Source organism: Saccharopolyspora sp. NPDC045839, from assembly GCF_056431645.1.
Genome location: NZ_JBWKKH010000013.1, coordinates 25,865 through 41,415 on the forward strand (window position 1 = coordinate 25,865; position 15,551 = coordinate 41,415).

Below are 15,551 nucleotides of genomic sequence, written 5' to 3' on the forward strand. Positions count from 1 at the left end.
TCGCTTAGCGAAACCTCAGACGCCGCCTGGACTCCGGGATCCCCGACTCGCGTATGACCAGAACGGGCCTTCGCTCACAGACTCGGAGAAGGAGATCCCCATGTCCGTCGTGGCGCCCACCCGCGGCACCGCCGTGGTGGCGGTCGGCACCGCCATCACCCTGATCGCCTCCGCCATCGGCTTCGCGCGGGCGATGACCATGCCCGCATCGATGCCGGGCATGACCGGCGAGCCCCCGATGTCCCGGCTGCACGGGATGCCCCTGTCGGAGATGCCCGAGATGTTCGTCGCAGCCGTCGGCATCCTCCTCGTGCTCTCCGCCGCGCCCTGGCACCCCGCGCGCCGGCCGGTCACAGCGGACGCGCTCTCCCGGCGGCGGACGGGCCTGGTCGCCGTCGTCGCCACCGCCGCGCTGACCATCGACATCAGCAAGACGTCCACGCTCGGCTTCGTCATCCCCGGCATGCGGGAGGAGTACGGAATCTCGCCCGGCACCGCCTCGCTGCTGGCCGTCGCAGGCCTCACCGGCACTGCCGCGGGCGCGCTGTTGTTCGGCCGGCTCGCCGACCGGTACGGCCGCCGCCGCTGCTACCTGATCGCGACCCTGGGCTTCACCGCCACCAGCATGTGCGGGTGCATGCCGACCTTCGCGGGCAACGTGGTGATGTGCCTGCTGATGGGCGTCGCCGTCGGCGGGCTGGCGCCGCTGCTGGTCACGCTGCTGGCCGATGTGTTCGGCACCCGGGTGCGCGGGCCGGCGGTGGTGGCGCTGTCGGTGGTGGCGACCGCGATCGGCTACCTGGTGGCCGCCGGATCGGCGCTGTGGCTGGAACCGGTCTTCGGCTGGCGGATCCTGTGGCTCATCGGCGCGCCGACCGGGCTGGTCCTGGTGGCGGTGACCTTCCTGGTGCCGGAGCGCGCCCCGAGCGCGGCACCGGTCGCGCCCGCCGCGCGGACCGCCGTCGCGCGCTCGACGCTGAGCACCGGGCTGCAGCGGGTCTACGCCGCGCTGACCGGCATCCTGACCTTCGGGCTCACCACGTGGGTGCCCACCCTGTCGAGGGCGGACGGGCTGCCGGCGGGCACCGCCAACGCGCTGCTGACCGCCGCGGCGCTGGCGATGGTGCCCTGCGCTGTACTGCTGGCGTGGTGCTACCGCCGGTTCGGCCCGGTGCCGATCTGCCTCGGCCTGGCCGTGCTCACCGCGACGATGCTGTTCGCGCTGACCTTCTCCGGCGTGGCCGACGGCGCCGCGTGGGTCTCGGCGGGCGCGCTGGTGGCGGCGTTGTTCGCGGTCAACACCATGGCCGCGGTCTTCCTCCCGGTCGCCGCCGACCTCGCCGAGTCGGGACGCCGGGCCGGGGTCGCCGGCAACATCTCGTTCTGCAACCGGCTCGGCGGGCTGGCCGGACCGCTGGTCCTGGCCGCCCTGGTGGCATCGGTATCGGACGTGTTAGTGGCAGTGGCCGTGCTGGCCCTCTGCAGCGGCCTGCTCTCCTGGTACATCGGCCGCCGCCACCGCACCGCAACGGCCGGGAAAACCGCTACCCTGCCCCAGAAGGCGCCCTTGTGAGGCGAACGCCACGCGGTCGCGAACGGCTCGCCCGGGCCATGATGTTACTATCATTTGCGATTGTCATCTCGCAGTGACGAGCCAGAAGGACGGGCGGCGGAGCGATGGCGGGCAAACGCGACTACGGCCAGTTCTGCGGGCTCGCCGCCGGGCTCACCGTCATCGGCGAACGCTGGACCATGCTGATCCTGCGCGAGCTGCTGATCGGTCCCGCGCGGTTCAACGAGCTGCCCCCGAACCTGCCCGGCATCGGCCCGAACCTGCTCGCCGAGCGGCTGCGCACCCTCACCGAGCACGGCGTGATCGAGCAGCACGCGGTGCCCGGCGACGGCCGCGGCAAGCAGTACCGGCTGACCGAGCGGGGTGAGCAGCTGCGCGAGCCCATCCTGGCGCTGGCGCACTGGGGCATGCAGTTCCTCAGCGAGGAGGACAGCGCGGGCATCAGCCGGGCCGAGTGGGGTTTCCTCGCCGTGCAGGCCATGATCTCCGTCTCGGACCTGCCGGATCGCGACGAGAACTACGAATTCCGGGTCGGCGACAGGGTTTTCACCGTCGAGGTCGCCGAGGGCCAGGTGCACGTGCGCCGCGGCTCCGGAGAGCTGCCGCCGGCCATCGTGGTCGGCGCGGACCCGGAGACCTTCATCCGCATCGGCGCCCGCATGCTCAGCCCCTTCGACGCCATCATCACCGGCGGCCTGACGATCGACGGCGACCCGGACGCGATCCAGCGCTGCGTCCGGATGCTCCGGTTGTCCACCACCACCGACGGCTGACCCGGGCTCAGCACCCGGCGAGGTGGCGCAGCGCGGAGACCGACGGCACGAAGAAGTAGCCGCCCCCGGTGAGTTCGGTCCAGGAGCGCTCCAGATCCACCTCGACGGCCCCGTCGGGAACCGGGATGCGCACGGTCGTGGGGCCACCCGGCACGACGCCCAGCAACGGATCGACGCCCTCCCCCGGCACCCGCAGGGACGGGTTGCGCAGCCACTGCCGCAGGACGAACTCGAACTGCCGCTCGATCGAAACCTGGTAGGAGAGGAACAGCAGACCGCGATCGACGCCGGTCGGCGTCTCGTCGGTGTACGGGACTCCCCTGCGCAGCATCCGGTGCCGCTGCACGTCGCCCGCGATCGCACCGGGCGGGGTGTCGTCGCGCAGGTACGCCTTGCGGATGTGCGCGCCGAGCGGGCAGCGCAGGCCCGCCGGATCCGCCGGCGCGGGCGGGTGCGCGACCGGGCAGGCCGCCGACGCGGGCAGCGGCGGGGTCGCCTGCCGGTAGGCGAAGTCGTTGTCGAGTCGGCCGTTCTCGCCCAGTTCCGGTACGTCGGCGCAGGGCGCGCGCATCACCGGCGCACCGCTGCGCCACCTCCCGACCAGCAGCGCGCCCAGGCGGTCCGGGGTGAGGTCGGCCAGCTCCGGCTCCCGCTCCGCGATCGATGCCGCGGCCCTGTCGAGGAAGTCCGCGAACCCCTCGGTGTCCTGCCGGTACCGGGCGTACACCAGGAACGTGCCGTTCCTGGTCCATCGTGGACCGGCGTCGGCCACCGGGCCCGGCAGGGCCGGATCGGCGGCGTCCTGCGCCGGGTACCCGAGCACGAACTCCCCCGGCCACACCAGGCGCTGGCCCGGGTGGCCGCGCTGCACGTCCCGCGGATCCCGGCGCGGCGTGATCGGGTCGAACGGCGGGGCCGCCCGGTGCCCGCGGATGCCGGGCTGCGAAACCCCGTCGCGGAAGCCGAAGTGCTCGCGCTCGCCGGGCAGCGCGGCCCCGCGCTGGATGCCGCGCAGGTCGAACCCGCCGCCCAGTTCCGCCTGCAGCGCCGCGCATTCGGCCGACAGGCCCGCCTCGTCGTCGGCGGCGAGCAGCACGACGACATCGGGCACGGACCCCGGCGATCCGATCACCCAGTCCGCCGCCGGCGTGGCAGCGCGGGAGTGCATTCCCGCCCGGAAGGCCGGGGCGTCGATCTGATCGGCGTCGGGAGCGAAGCGGCGCAGGGCATCGTAGGAGAAGGCCAGGTTGCGCCAGGTGGCCGTCAGCCCGGGCCGGTGACCGCGGCGGCGGGTCGCGGCGCCGAACAAACGCATGAAGTCGAGCACCTCGGCGGCGGTGGCGACGACGTCCGCCTGCCGGGCGACCCAGGCGCGGGCCCGCGCCAAGTCCCGGATCTCCAGGTATGCCAAGGCGACGTGGTCCTTGCGGAACCCGGGCAGCACGTTGCCCTGGATCTCGTCGAGCTCCAGTGCCGGTTCGACCGCATTCGCCGGATCGGCGAGCCCGGCCGCCACCACTTGCTCGTCCAGTCGCTGCCAGGACTGCGCGATCCGGCCGCCGTCGACCCGGAACATGCCGAACAGCGGCGCGGCGACCCGCCGCCCGGTGGGTTCCGCCGCGTCCGGCCCGGGCCCGGCGGCGAGGTGCGTGCCGTGGACGGTCAACCGGGCGACGATCCAGCCACCGTCGTCGATCAGGTCCTCCAGCACCGGCCGGGCATCGGGGAATCCGGCGAGCAGGTCGAGGATCCGCAGGCACTCCGCGCGGACTTCGGCGGCGTCGTCGGCGACGAGCAGGTCCAGGGCGGCGCGGTCCCGGCCGCGGTACACCCGGTGGATCAGCGAGCGCACGACGTCGGCGGCCGGGGTGGCCGGCCACCGACGGGAACCGGCTACCACGACGACTGCTGGCCGCCCGGCGGCTGCTGACCCGGCTGCTGCTGGGGCGGCCCTTGCTGCTGCCCCGGCGGCTGCTGTCCGGGCGGCTGCTGCACGGTGATCCGCTGCGTGACGTCCGGGCGTTGCTGGGCCTGCTGCCCCTGGGGATAGCCCGTGCCCGGCGGCGGGCCGCCGCCCGGCGGCTTCCCGCCCGGCGGCGGCGTCCCGACCGGCGGTGGCTCGGTCGGCAGGGTGAGCAGCCCGAGCTGCATGATCAGCGTCATGTCGTCGAAGTAGCCCCAGTGCGCGGTGATCCGGTCGCCGGGGCCGACGGCGTGGATGCCGATCCCGGTGACCTCGACGGTCTTCCCGGTGGCGGGCACGCCGCGGAAGGTGCCCTGGTGCGTTCCGCGGAACGTGTAGCGGCTGACCACCCGGTCCTCGGTGGCCAGTTGCAGGTCGACGCTGACCGATCCGTCGGGGAAGGCCGAGCGCATGCGGCGGACCAGCTGCCGGACACCGGCCACGCCGGGCCGCTGCCCGGGCAGCGGCAGGCCGTTGGTGAACTCCGGCGCGAACAGCTCGTCGATCAGCTCCAGCTTGCCGTTGCTCCACACGTCGTAGAAGAACCGGCGGGCCAGCGCCTTGTTCGCCTCGTCGCGGTCGGTGGCCGGCTCGTCGTCCTCCAGCGGCCCGAGCGGCGAGGGCACCCCCATCTGGGACACCAGGCTCACGGCGTCACGCGCCTCCCACTGCTCCAGGATGCGGTTGTCGCGCACCCGGGTGATGGTGATCCCGCCGATGTCGATCCGGTTCCCGGAGGCGGGGAAGTTCAGGTACGGCCCGGTGTTGACGAACGTCTGCGACCACTGGCCCGCGACCAGGTCGTCCTCGGCGACCTGCTGGTCCAATGTGGTCTGGAATCCGGAGAAGGCGGCGTAGATGCTGCGCAGGAAGTCGGTGGCACCGGCCAGCCCGGGCTTCTCGCCGGGCGCCGGGTCGTGGTTGCGGAAGTTCTCCACGAAGTAGTACCGGGCGTTCTCCGGGGATTCCGCGTCGATGACGTTGCGCACGAACTTCTGCATGTAGCGCTTGTTCTGCTCCGGCGTGCCGGTCTGCGGCTCGCCCGGCTCCGGCGTCGGCGGCGGACCGATCTGCCCGAACGGGCCTTCCGGGGCCCAGTGCTCGACGATGCGGCCGGTGTCGTCGATGCGCACCACCGAGGTCATCTGGAAGTCCACCCGCTGCGGGGTGCCATCACCCCACCCGCTGGCGGGCGCGAGCGCGCCGGCCCGGTTGGGCGCGTCGGCCGCACCGCGGTGCCGGATCGTCACGCGCTCACCGTCGACCTCCACCGACTGAACCGCGCCGTTGTAGTTCGGCAGGCTGTTGCGCAGCTCGCCGATCAGCCCCATGCAGCCGCGCGCGCCGCCGCCGTAGGCGTCGATCAGACCGGAGTGGTCGATCACCGCACCCGACATGAGCTTTTCGAGGGCCTGCAGGTCGCCGCTGTAGGCGGCGTCGAGCCATTGCCGCGCGATCACCTGACGCTGCTGGTCGGACAGGGCCATCCCGATCAATCCCCCAGACCGTGAGATCCCCCGGCCCGCGGTCACCCGCCGCGGGCGAACGCGGTCAAGTCTCTCGGCCGGGTGGGGCCCGGACTTCTTCCAACTTGCCCTCTTCACCGGCGACCGGGCGATCCGCCGCACCACCGCCGGTACCCGTCGTACGCTGGCGACCCACCGGCAAAGGCAGGAGAAGATCGTGCAACGCAAGGAGTTCAGCGCCCGACTGGAGACCGGCGAGCGCGGCCACGTCCGGGTCCGCATGCCCTTCGATCCGACCGCGGAGTGGGGAAAGCGCCCACGGCATTACGTCCGCGGCACGATCAACGGCACCGAGTTCGAAGGCTCCCTCGGCAGCAGTGGCGGGGAGTTCTTCTTCCCCGTCAGCAAGAAGCTTCGCGAGGCCGCGGGCGTCGAGCCCGGCGACGAGGTGGCGGTCGCATTCGAACCGGCCGACCCGGAACCGGTCCGGCCGCCGGCCGAACTCGCCGCTGCACTGCGAGGAGAACCGGACGCGGCGGCGTTCTTCGACGGCCTCTCCGGCTTCTACCGGCGCCAGTACACCGGCTGGGTAGCCGGTGCGAAATCGCCTGACACGCGAGCGTCCCGTGCCGCCGAGGTCGTCGCGCTGCTCAAGCAGGGCCGCAAACAGCGCTAGACAGCCTGTTTCCAGGCTCGTTCTGCGTGGCGGTGCGGGTGGCGGCCCCCTGCGGGAATTACAGCCGCCGCCTGGACTGTGGGAGCCCCGACTTACGTATGCCCAATACGCGGCATCGGGGACTGGCCTCGCCCAGTAGCCCAGAAGGGCGGGCACAGCCTGAGAACCCGCGGCGGTGCCAGCTGCGAGGGTGGGCTAAGCGGCTGCGCCGCTTCAACAAACAAAGCCCGCGCTACCACACCCGACTGCACCACTTCCAAAACAGCTGCTAGAGCGGTGCTTCAGCCCGCCGGGGCGAGCAGGTCCGCTGCCAGGAGGATCGGGGTGGCCAGCACCAGCGGCGGGTCGACCGGGGCCTGGGGGCGCAGCTGGATGCGCAGCGGGGTCGTGGAAGCGGCGCGGCCGTCCCGGATCTGCACCACCTGCGGGGCCGCGCCCACGTGGCAGAGCTCCTCGTCCTCCCCGACCAGCGCATCCGCCACACTCGCCCGCAGGTCGAAACTCATTGCCAGCGCATGGAAATCACCGTCGGGCAACCCGCCGAGGGCGGCGATGCCCGGCGGTCGCACGATCGCGCAGGCCGCCGGCACCTCCTGCGGAATGCCGGAGCGGAACAGCCCCACCGCGGCCAGCGCACCGTCCGGCGCACCGGAAACCCAGCCGGTCACCTGCGCCCGCGCCGGTTCCGGCAGCACCGCGCGCAGCCGCCCGAGGATCTCACCGACGGGCTGGTCGGCGTAGGGCTCGAGGAGCTTGCGGAACCGGCGCGGCGGCACCCCGACCAGCCTGGTGAACTGGGTGGTGAAGGTGCCGAGGCTGGAATAGCCGACCCGCATGCAGATGTCGGTGACGCTCATCGGAGTGCGCGCCAGCAGGCGCTTGGCCTCGGCCATCCGCGCCGCGGCCAGGAACCGGGCCGGCGTCGCGGAGGTGACGCGCCGGAACACCCGGTGGAAGTGGAACGGGCTCAGCAGCGCGGTGTGCGCCAGGTCCGGCAGCAGGTGCGCGTCGCCGACGTTCTGCCGAATGCACCGGATCGAGCGCAGCACCGCGGCGGTCCGGTGATCGGCGGTCGTTTCAGCGGTCACGTCGTCCCCCTTCACCGGAGAGAATCCGACTATGCGATAGTTAAGCAATCTAGCCGGTGCCGGCACGTGACGGGAGCCGCGAAACGGGGGACGCCCGGCGCTGCCACCACCCCGAAATTCGACAAGATGCGAGAAGTCCGGCGGCCACCGGCGGGCGCACCGTCGGACCATGGAAGCTGAGCGCCAGGACGACACGTCCACCGCCCGACCGGTGCCCGGTTGGCGACTGCTGACCCGCCTGGTCGTCATCCTCTCGATCGTCGGCTGGGAATCCGCGCGAACGGGGCCCGCGACGCTGTTCAGGCGGATCGCGCGCGGCCGGTCCGACGCGCGCCGGCACGGCTATCGCGGTCTTGTCCGCGCACTGCAGAACCTGGGGCCGACCTTCGTCAAGTTCGGCCAGATCTCCAGCACCCGGCGCGACACCATGCCCGCCGAGCTGTGCGACGCGATGGCCGACCTGCACGACTCGGTCCGCCCGATGCGCCGCAAGCACGCCGAAGCGGCGCTGCGCGAAGCGCGACTGGCCCGTCCCACGCTGGCGATCGCCGAGGTCGAGCCGGATGCCGCGGCCAGCGGCAGCATCGCCTGCGTCTACCGCGCGGTGCTCGAAGGCGGGCAGGTCGTCGCGCTGAAGCTCAAACGCCCGGGCATCGACGACCGGATGCGCGCGGACCTGGAGCTGCTGCGGCTGCTGGTGAAGGTCGCGCAACGCGTGCCGAAGATGCGCGGCATGCCGATGGCCGACCTGGTCGGCTACGTCAGCCGCGCCATCCTCGGGCAGCTCGACTTCGAGCGCGAGGCGGCCAACGTGCGGCACCTCGCCCGCTGCCTGGCGGGCATCCCGGCGGTGCGGGTGCCGGCCCTGCACCCGGAGCCGTCCGGCCCGCAATGCCTGGTCTTCGACTACATCCCGGACCTGGACGCGACGACCCCGGATTCGCTGCCCGCGCAGACGCGGCGCGACCTGGCCGGGACGGTGCTGGCCGCGGCCTACCGGATGATGTTCGTGGACGGCTTCGTGCACTGCGACCTGCACCCGGGAAACCTCTACGTGACACCGGAACCGCAGGTGGTGATCCTCGACGCGGGTTACTGCGTGCAGCTGCCGGACCGGGTGCGGGCGCTGCTGGCGGAATTCTTCGCGCAGCTGGTCGCGGGCAACGGGCGGCGCTGCGGCGAGATCGTCCTCGAAAGCGCGGTCGACGTCGGCCCGCAGGTGGACACCGACGGCTTCACGGCGGCGATGACCGAGCTGGTGGCCACCGCAGCCGGGCCCGGAAACCGGTTCGACATGGCCGAATTCGGCAACGCGGTGTTCGAACTGCAGCAGCGCTTCGGCATCTACGCCGCCTCGGACTTCGCCTTCCCGCTGATGTCGCTGCTGGTCCTGGAAGGAACCGCCCGCGGCATCAGCCCGGACCTGGACTTCCAGCAGGTCGGCGCGGCGGGCCGACCGACCGATCTGCACAACGCGTAGGAATTCACCTACCGGTGACGCACCAAGGTGGGGCGGCGCTCGGCGCCGCCCCACCTTCGTGCGGTCAGCGGAAGGCTTCGATGTTGTCCTTCGCCCACTCGGCGAAGGTGTGCGCCGGGCGGCCGGTCAGCTCCGCGACGGTGTCGAACAGCTGCGAGTGGATGCCGGTCTCGTCGGCCATGTGCTTCATGATCCCGTCCACCATGCCCGCCGGGTATCCCTCGTTGAGCCACTCCGCGCGGGCCACGCCCGGCGGCACGTTGATGGTGCGGATGGTCCGTCCGGTGACCTCGGCGATGATCGCGACCTGCTCCTCGATGCTGATGGCGTCCGGCCCGGACAGCGAGTACGCCTTGCCCTCGTGGCCATCGGAGGTGAGCACCGCGACCGCCGAGGCCGCGATGTCGCGCGGGTCGATCGGAGTCTGCTTGACGTGCGCGTAGGGTTCCCGCACGTAGCCTTCCTTGATCGTCTCCGCCCAGGACAGTGCGTTGGTCATGAACTGCCCCGGCCGCAGGAAGGTCCAGCCGACACCGCTGTCGCGGACCACCTGCTCGCCGTGCCGGTGGTAGTCGGTGTGCGGGTCGTCGGCGGCATCGTCCGCCGCGGCGATCACCGAAAGCCGCACCAGGTGCGAGACCCCGCTCCGGCTCGCCGCTTCCGCGACGTGCCCGTCGTAGGTGCGGGTCTCGGGCGCGCCGAAGGTCGGCATCAGCATGAAGACGCGGTCCACACCGGCGAAGGCGTCCGCCAGCGTCTCCGGTTTGCCGAGATCGCCGCCGACCACCTCGACCGCCGACGAGAACCGCGCGCCCTTCGGATCGCGGGTCAGCGCCCGCACGCCGGCGCCGCGCTCGACGAGCTGGCCGACGACCTGGCTGCCCACCGGTCCGGTCGCTCCGATTACCAAGATCATGAAAGTCCTCCTGGGAATGCCGACGAATCCGCGAAGAACGCCGCCCGGACGCGGTGCCGCGATCGGCGGCGCGCAGTTGGTTCGGTCGGGTGAACGTTTCATCCATTTTAAAGGCCGGGCGCTCGGATGGCGATGACGCGGTTTATTCCAGATTGCTCAGCTAATCGGCGAACTGGCGGGACATCTGCGCGATGTGGAAAGCTGCGCGGTGGAGCGGTCGGCGACGAACGCCCGGAATTCATCTGCGTCAATTGCCCGGAGGACACGTGATCTCCCACATTTCCCAGATCGGTGTTTACGTCACCGACCAGGACGCGGCACTGAGCTTCTACACCGAGAAACTCGGCTTCGAGGTGCGGGAGCTGCAGGACGGCGGCGATTTCAAGTGGATCGAGGTCGCCCCGCCAGGCTCGCCGACCACCATCTCGCTGGCCACCAAGGACTTCCCGGTCGGCACCGAATCCAAAATCGGCGGCTTCACGGATATCGCCTTCGAAACCGCGGACATCAAAGCCCTGCACGAAACGCTGAGCGGGCGCGGCGTGCGCTTCACCGTCGAACCGGAGCTGCAGCCCTACGGCAAGTGGTTCGCGGCATTCGTCGACCAGGATGACAACGAGTTCTTCGTATTCCAGCCGGCCTGAAAGGCGGGCTCCGCGGTCGGTCGATCGCGCCCAAGCGGGCAATGCGGAAGAAGAACCCGGGGGCCGCCGGTGCCTACCTTGGCGGCAGGAGCCGACTCCTCGGCGTCACCGCCGGGTCGGCGCCGTGAGTCAACTCCAGCTCACGAGGAGGCCGGTGCATGACCACCGCAGCGAAGAGCACCCCGGAACGGAACATGGAACTGGTCCGCCACTTCCAGCGCGACTGCATGCACGCCCAGCGCGTGGACCTGATGGACCGGTACCTGGCCCCCGACCTCGTGATCCACCTGCCCAGCGGCGCCGTCCAGCAGGGCCGGGAGAACGCGTTCTCCTGGTTCCTGGAGTGCACCACCTGGTTCACCAGCATCGGCATCGAGGTCAAGATGATGCTCGCCGACGACGACACCGTGTTCCAGCTCATCGAGCTGCACTTCGAGCACACCGGCGAGTACCAGGGGATTCCGGCCACCGGCAAGCGGATCTCCGTTCCCGGCCTGGCCGCGTTCAAGATCCGCGACGGCCTGATCTCCGAGCACTGGGGACTGTACGAAATGGACACCATCCCGCGCCAGCTGGGCATCGAGGTTCCGACCGCGCAGTGGTAACCGCTGGGAGGCGACGCAGATGACCGCTCGGTTCGTGCCGACGCAAGAGGACGTGACCGCTTTCTACGACCAGTCGATCCCGCTGATCAGCCGAACGGCCGGGCACAACTCGCACAGCGGCTACTGGAGTTCCGCGCAGGACGCCAGCGACCTGCGGCAGGCCTCCGACGCCCTGACCGACGCGCTGATCGAACGCCTGCCGGTCGGTCCGGCCGACCGCGTGCTCGACGTCGGCAGCGGCCTCGGCGGCCCGGCGCTGCGGCTGGCCGGGGCGACCGGCGCCGCGGTCGACGGCATCGACGCCAGCTCGGCGATGATCGCGGAGTCCCGCCGGCGCGCCGGCGAAGCCGGCCTGGCCGACCGGGTCCGCTTCACCCAGGCCGACGCGATGGCCGAACTCCCCTTCCCCCCAGGCACTTTCGACGCCGCCTGGGTCGTCGAGTCGTTCGTGCACATGGCCGACCGGCAGGCGGCCGTCCAGCAGATCGCACGCGTGCTCAAGCCCGGGGGCCGCCTCGTTCTGACCGACTTCTACGAGCGGTTCCCCTTCACCGGTGATCGGCTGGAGATGAACGAGATGTTCCGCCGGATGACGCTCAACAGCCCGTTCCCCACGATCGCGGGCCTCGCGGACATGGTGCGCGACGCGGGCCTGTACCCGGTCGAGATCGCCGACCTCAGCGAGCAGGTCTCCCGGCACTACCCGGAGATGGTGAAGCTGCTGCGGGAGAAGGAAGCGGAGCTGGCCGGCGACTACGGTGCCGAGGCCATCGCGGCGCTGGAAGCGGTGTGCCGGAACTGCATCGCCACCGGCGAACCGAACTACCTGGTGATGACCGCGCTGCGACCGGCGGCCACCTGAGACCGCATGCGGCAAGGTCGGAGAAGCCCACCGGTCCCGCCGCCGCGCACGATGGAACCACCACCCGCCCGCCAGCGACCGAGGTGAGCCGACGTGGACACGACCGAGCAGACCAAGCGCGTCGCGCGCGCTTTCTTCGACACCTGCAACAGCCACGACCTGGACCGGATCATGGACTTCTTCCACCAGGACCTGGTGCACCACGCGCGGCTTTCGGACTACCCGAAGGACGGCGTCGCGTTCGTCTACGACCTGACCCTGAAGGCCTTTCCCGACCTACGCTGGAACATCGTGGAGATGGTCGCCGAGGACGACCGGGTCTGCACGCTCATCCACTACGAGGGCACCCACCGCGGCGACTACCTCGGCCTGGTCGACACGGGCAAGCAGGTGAGCTTCTACTCCATCAACATCGCCCGGGTGCGCGACGGCCGGTTCATCGAACACCGCGGCGTCCTGGACGAACTCCACCTGCTCGCCCAGATCGGCGCGCTGCCGGAACCGTTCCTGGCGCAGATGTCCTGAGAACCGGGTGAACAACATCGGACGGGAGTCACGAGATGTCACAAATCCTGTTAGCGAGCAACGAGGAACCGGCCGTCGAGGAGCTGACCGCCCCGGTCCGCGAGTTCATCGCCGCGGTCAACGCCGATGACCTCCCGGCCGCGATGGACCGCCTGGCCGCGGATTCGGTGCACCACGGGCGGATTTCGAACTACCGCCCGGAGGGCGTGCGGGTGCTGTTCCGGCTGCTGCGCGGGGTTCTCCCGGACCTGCGGTTCGAGATCCGCGACATGCGCGTCGACGGCGACCGGGTGGTGTCGCGCATCGTCGGCACCGGCACGCACACCGGCTCCTACCTGAACAAGCCGCCGACCAACCGCCCGATCGCCTGGGAGAGCGTCGACATCGCCACGGTGGGCCGCGACCAGCACGGCGCGATGGTGATCCTCGAGCGGTTCTGGGACGTCTACGCGGACGCCCGGACCTGGGAGGAGATCGGCTTCATCCCCGCGGTCATGTGCTGACGGGGAGGGCGGGTTGTTCGAAGTCCGAGGGTGGTTCGCGCGGGCGGTGGCGGCAACGCCGCGCCCGCGCGAACCCGTGCCGCGACCGGGGTAGGAGTCGAGGATGGCCACGAACACCGCGCTGCTGTGCGACCGGATGCTGCTGGCGGTGACCGGTTCACCGGCGCTGCTGACGATGCCGCAGACGGTGCTGCTGATGCGGCAGTCGCTGGTTCGGGAACTGCACGTGATGATGTCCCGATCGGCGTGCCGGTTCCTGCCGCCGTACACGATGCGGCTGTTCGCGGGCGGCTGGGTGCACACCGAGACGCACCGGGCCCGCGATGACGCGCCCATCCCGCACCTGGACCTGACCGACGGCATCGACCTGATGCTGGTCATGCCGGCCACCGCGAACGCGATCGCGAAGGCCGCGCACGGCATCTGCGACGACCTGGTGTCCACCGCGATGGTCGCCAGCACCGCGCCGGTGGTCCTGGTGCCGGCGATGAACGAGGCGATGTGGCGAAGCCGCGCGGTGCAGCGCAACGTGGCGCAGGCCGGGGAACTCGGCTACTCGGTGATCGACCCCACCATCGGCGTCCAGCTCGCCGACCGCCGACCGGCGCTGGGCGTGATGCCGCCGCTGGAGCACATCCTCGACCAGCTCATCGATGTCGTCACCGCGGCGAAGCAACGAGGAGGAATCGCGACCGGTGCCTGATGCGCTTCGCGCCGAAGACCTGCACAAGAGCTTCGGCGACGTGAAATCGCTGGACGGCCTGGACCTGGCGGCCGCCGAGGGGTCGGTGCTGGGCCTGCTCGGGCCCAACGGGGCGGGCAAGACCACCGCGGTGCGGGTGCTGGCCACGCTGCTCGAACCGGATTCCGGGCGCGCCGGCATCTGCGGGCTGGACGTGGTCGGCCAGGCCCGGCAGGTCCGCGGGCTGATCGGCCTGACCGGCCAGTTCGCCGCCGTGGACGGCATGCTGACCGGGCTCGAGAACCTGGAGCTGATCGGACGGCTCGGACGGCTCGGCCGCCGCGAAACCCGCCGCCGGGCCCGGGAACTGCTCGACCGGCTCGGCCTCGCCGACGTCGCCGACCGGCAGGTGCGGACCTACTCCGGCGGCATGCAACGCCGCCTCGACCTGGCCGCCAGCATCATCGGCCGGCCCCGCGTGCTGTTCCTGGACGAGCCGACCACCGGCCTGGACCTGCCGTCCCGCCGTGCACTGTGGACGGTCATCGACGAACTCGTCGCCGACGGCACGACCATCCTGCTGACCACCCAGTACCTGGAGGAAGCCGACCGGATCAGCGACCGGATCGTGGTGCTCGACCGAGGCCGCGCCATCACCTCCGGCACCCCCGGCGAGCTGAAGGCCGAACTCGGAGGACCGCGCGTCGAACTGCGGCTGACCGATCCCACCGCGCTGCCGGCCGCCGTGCACGCGCTGCCCGCGCAGGCCGTGCAAGGCAGCCCGCAGCCCGATGAGCGGACCGGCACCCTCGTGGTGCCCGTCCGCGCCGACGACGACGCGGTGATCCCGGCCTTGCTGGCCGCGCTGCAGGAGAACGGCATCGCGGTCGCCGAGCTGGTGTTCCGCCAGCCCACCCTCGACGACGTCTTCCTCGCCGTCACCGGCGCCGGAACCACCGCCGCACCGACGAAAGGACGCACCCCGTGACCCCGGCCGTCCGCGAGCTCACCTGGTGGTGGCTGGACGCCTGGCTGCTGACCAGCCGCAGCGTGCGCCGCACCTTCCGCGCACCGGACACCATCTTCACGATGACCGCGATGCCGGTCATCTTCTTCGTCTTCTTCGGCTACGTGCTCGGCGGCATGATGCGGCCACCCGGCCAGGACTACCCGACCTACCTGTTCCCGGGCCTGCTGGTCGCCACGATCACCTTCAGCACGATGCCCGCGGTGATCGCGGCCGTCTCGGCGGACCTGCGCAGCGGGATCACCGATCGGTTCCGGGCCCTGCCGACCAGCCCGTCGGCCGTGCTCACCGGGCGCACCGCAGCGGACGGCGCGCGCAACATCATCGGGATCGCGGTGCTGGTGCTGCTCGGCGCGATCACCGGCATCGACCTCACCGCACTGGGCTTCGGGCGGGCCGTCGCCTCACTCGCCCTGCTCCTGCTCTACGGGTTCGCGATGGCCTGGATCGCCGCGTTCCTCGCGGTCGTGACGCGCGGCGGCGAGGCCGCGCAGATGATCGGCACCGCCGTGTCCGGGCCGCTCGGGTTCGTCAGTTCCCTTTACGCCACACCGGAATCCATGCCGTCCTGGCTGCGGATCTTCGCCGAGCACAACCCGGCTTCGCACACCGGCGACGCCCTGCGCGCCTGGCTGGCCGGACAGCCCGCCGGCGCTTCGCCGTGGTACAGCGCGGCTTGGCTGGTCGGCATCATCGCCGTCCTGGGCTGGCTCACCGCGCGCCGCTTCCGGCGCACCACCGCCCGTCCCCCGGAATGAGGACGCACCG

Annotated in this window: 16 protein-coding genes; 12 read left to right on the forward strand and 4 right to left on the reverse strand. The window is 71.3% G+C overall.

What is annotated here, in order from left to right:
- Window positions 1-100 precede the first annotated feature (100 nt).
- Window positions 101-1,573: an MFS transporter gene (locus tag AC07EQ_RS19750; RefSeq protein WP_478389384.1), complete on the forward strand. Its 1,473-nt coding sequence runs from the start codon at window positions 101-103 to the stop codon at window positions 1,571-1,573.
- 104 nt (window positions 1,574-1,677) lie between these two features.
- Window positions 1,678-2,346 carry a winged helix-turn-helix transcriptional regulator gene (locus AC07EQ_RS19755; protein ID WP_478389385.1) on the forward strand — a complete coding sequence of 223 codons (669 nt, stop codon included), beginning with the start codon at window positions 1,678-1,680 and terminating at the stop codon, window positions 2,344-2,346.
- Between the two features lie 7 nt (window positions 2,347-2,353).
- Here the strand turns inward: AC07EQ_RS19755 and AC07EQ_RS19760 are convergent, their stop codons facing one another.
- Both AC07EQ_RS19760 and AC07EQ_RS19765 read right to left on the reverse strand, forming a co-directional pair.
- Window positions 2,354-4,246: a Dyp-type peroxidase gene (locus AC07EQ_RS19760; RefSeq protein WP_478389386.1), complete on the reverse strand. Its 1,893-nt coding sequence runs from the start codon at window positions 4,244-4,246 to the stop codon at window positions 2,354-2,356.
- On the reverse strand, window positions 4,240-5,796 hold the full coding sequence (locus tag AC07EQ_RS19765) for a nuclear transport factor 2 family protein (protein ID WP_478389387.1): 1,557 nt from the start codon (window positions 5,794-5,796) through the stop codon (window positions 4,240-4,242). The genes AC07EQ_RS19760 and AC07EQ_RS19765 overlap by 7 nt, the downstream gene beginning before the upstream one ends.
- 196 nt (window positions 5,797-5,992) lie before the next feature.
- On the opposite strand from AC07EQ_RS19765, the gene AC07EQ_RS19770 reads away from it, so the two are divergent.
- Complete coding sequence (locus AC07EQ_RS19770; protein ID WP_478389388.1) at window positions 5,993-6,451, forward strand: YdeI/OmpD-associated family protein; 459 nt, start codon at window positions 5,993-5,995, stop codon at window positions 6,449-6,451.
- A gap of 281 nt (window positions 6,452-6,732) precedes the next feature.
- Here AC07EQ_RS19770 and AC07EQ_RS19775 read toward each other — a convergent pair whose 3' ends face one another.
- Window positions 6,733-7,539, reverse strand: a complete 807-nt coding sequence (locus tag AC07EQ_RS19775) for a helix-turn-helix domain-containing protein (RefSeq protein ID WP_478389389.1) — start codon at window positions 7,537-7,539, stop codon at window positions 6,733-6,735.
- A 169-nt stretch (window positions 7,540-7,708) separates the two neighbouring features.
- On the opposite strand from AC07EQ_RS19775, the gene AC07EQ_RS19780 reads away from it, so the two are divergent.
- The gene (locus tag AC07EQ_RS19780) at window positions 7,709-9,019 is read left to right on the forward strand and encodes an ABC1 kinase family protein (protein WP_478389390.1); all 1,311 of its coding nucleotides are present in this window, start codon (window positions 7,709-7,711) and stop codon (window positions 9,017-9,019) included.
- Window positions 9,020-9,083: 64 nt separating this feature from the next.
- Here AC07EQ_RS19780 and AC07EQ_RS19785 read toward each other — a convergent pair whose 3' ends face one another.
- A complete protein-coding gene (locus AC07EQ_RS19785; protein WP_132480592.1) occupies window positions 9,084-9,935 on the reverse strand; it encodes an NAD(P)H-binding protein in 852 nt (283 codons plus the stop codon).
- Window positions 9,936-10,201: 266 nt separating this feature from the next.
- Here AC07EQ_RS19785 and AC07EQ_RS19790 point away from each other — a divergent pair, with 266 nt between their 5' ends.
- The 8 genes from AC07EQ_RS19790 to AC07EQ_RS19825 all read left to right on the forward strand — a co-directional run bounded on the left by AC07EQ_RS19790 (window position 10,202) and on the right by AC07EQ_RS19825 (window position 15,541).
- Window positions 10,202-10,579, forward strand: a complete 378-nt coding sequence (locus AC07EQ_RS19790) for a VOC family protein (RefSeq protein WP_358596742.1) — start codon at window positions 10,202-10,204, stop codon at window positions 10,577-10,579.
- Between the two features lie 158 nt (window positions 10,580-10,737).
- On the forward strand, window positions 10,738-11,184 hold the full coding sequence (locus AC07EQ_RS19795; protein WP_358571118.1) for an ester cyclase: 447 nt from the start codon (window positions 10,738-10,740) through the stop codon (window positions 11,182-11,184).
- Between the two features lie 19 nt (window positions 11,185-11,203).
- Window positions 11,204-12,046: an SAM-dependent methyltransferase gene (locus tag AC07EQ_RS19800; protein ID WP_478389391.1), complete on the forward strand. Its 843-nt coding sequence runs from the start codon at window positions 11,204-11,206 to the stop codon at window positions 12,044-12,046.
- A 93-nt stretch (window positions 12,047-12,139) separates the two neighbouring features.
- Window positions 12,140-12,571 (forward strand): ester cyclase, encoded by a 432-nt coding sequence (locus AC07EQ_RS19805; protein WP_478389392.1) that lies wholly within the window; start codon window positions 12,140-12,142, stop codon window positions 12,569-12,571.
- A 35-nt stretch (window positions 12,572-12,606) separates the two neighbouring features.
- Window positions 12,607-13,074, forward strand: coding sequence for an ester cyclase (locus tag AC07EQ_RS19810; RefSeq protein ID WP_478389393.1), 468 nt, complete (start codon window positions 12,607-12,609; stop codon window positions 13,072-13,074).
- A gap of 103 nt (window positions 13,075-13,177) precedes the next feature.
- The gene (locus AC07EQ_RS19815; protein ID WP_478389394.1) at window positions 13,178-13,777 is read left to right on the forward strand and encodes a flavoprotein; all 600 of its coding nucleotides are present in this window, start codon (window positions 13,178-13,180) and stop codon (window positions 13,775-13,777) included.
- Complete coding sequence (locus AC07EQ_RS19820) at window positions 13,770-14,744, forward strand: ATP-binding cassette domain-containing protein (protein WP_478389395.1); 975 nt, start codon at window positions 13,770-13,772, stop codon at window positions 14,742-14,744. Before AC07EQ_RS19815 ends, AC07EQ_RS19820 begins: the two co-directional genes overlap by 8 nt.
- Window positions 14,741-15,541, forward strand: coding sequence for an ABC transporter permease (locus AC07EQ_RS19825; protein ID WP_478389396.1), 801 nt, complete (start codon window positions 14,741-14,743; stop codon window positions 15,539-15,541). Before AC07EQ_RS19820 ends, AC07EQ_RS19825 begins: the two co-directional genes overlap by 4 nt.
- Window positions 15,542-15,551 lie beyond the last annotated feature (10 nt).

Bases quoted from the DNA above. Each gene is read 5' to 3' on its own strand.
- AC07EQ_RS19750 (WP_478389384.1), top strand. From the start codon at position 101: ATGTCCGTCGTGGCGCCCACCCGCGGCACCGCCGTGGTGGCGGTCGGC.
- AC07EQ_RS19755 (WP_478389385.1), top strand. From the start codon at position 1,678: ATGGCGGGCAAACGCGACTACGGCCAGTTCTGCGGGCTCGCCGCCGGG.
- AC07EQ_RS19765 (WP_478389387.1), bottom strand. From the start codon at position 5,796: ATGGCCCTGTCCGACCAGCAGCGTCAGGTGATCGCGCGGCAATGGCTC.
- AC07EQ_RS19780 (WP_478389390.1), top strand. From the start codon at position 7,709: ATGGAAGCTGAGCGCCAGGACGACACGTCCACCGCCCGACCGGTGCCC.
- AC07EQ_RS19785 (WP_132480592.1), bottom strand. From the start codon at position 9,935: ATGATCTTGGTAATCGGAGCGACCGGACCGGTGGGCAGCCAGGTCGTC.
- AC07EQ_RS19795 (WP_358571118.1), top strand. From the start codon at position 10,738: ATGACCACCGCAGCGAAGAGCACCCCGGAACGGAACATGGAACTGGTC.
- AC07EQ_RS19800 (WP_478389391.1), top strand. From the start codon at position 11,204: ATGACCGCTCGGTTCGTGCCGACGCAAGAGGACGTGACCGCTTTCTAC.
- AC07EQ_RS19810 (WP_478389393.1), top strand. From the start codon at position 12,607: ATGTCACAAATCCTGTTAGCGAGCAACGAGGAACCGGCCGTCGAGGAG.
- AC07EQ_RS19815 (WP_478389394.1), top strand. From the start codon at position 13,178: ATGGCCACGAACACCGCGCTGCTGTGCGACCGGATGCTGCTGGCGGTG.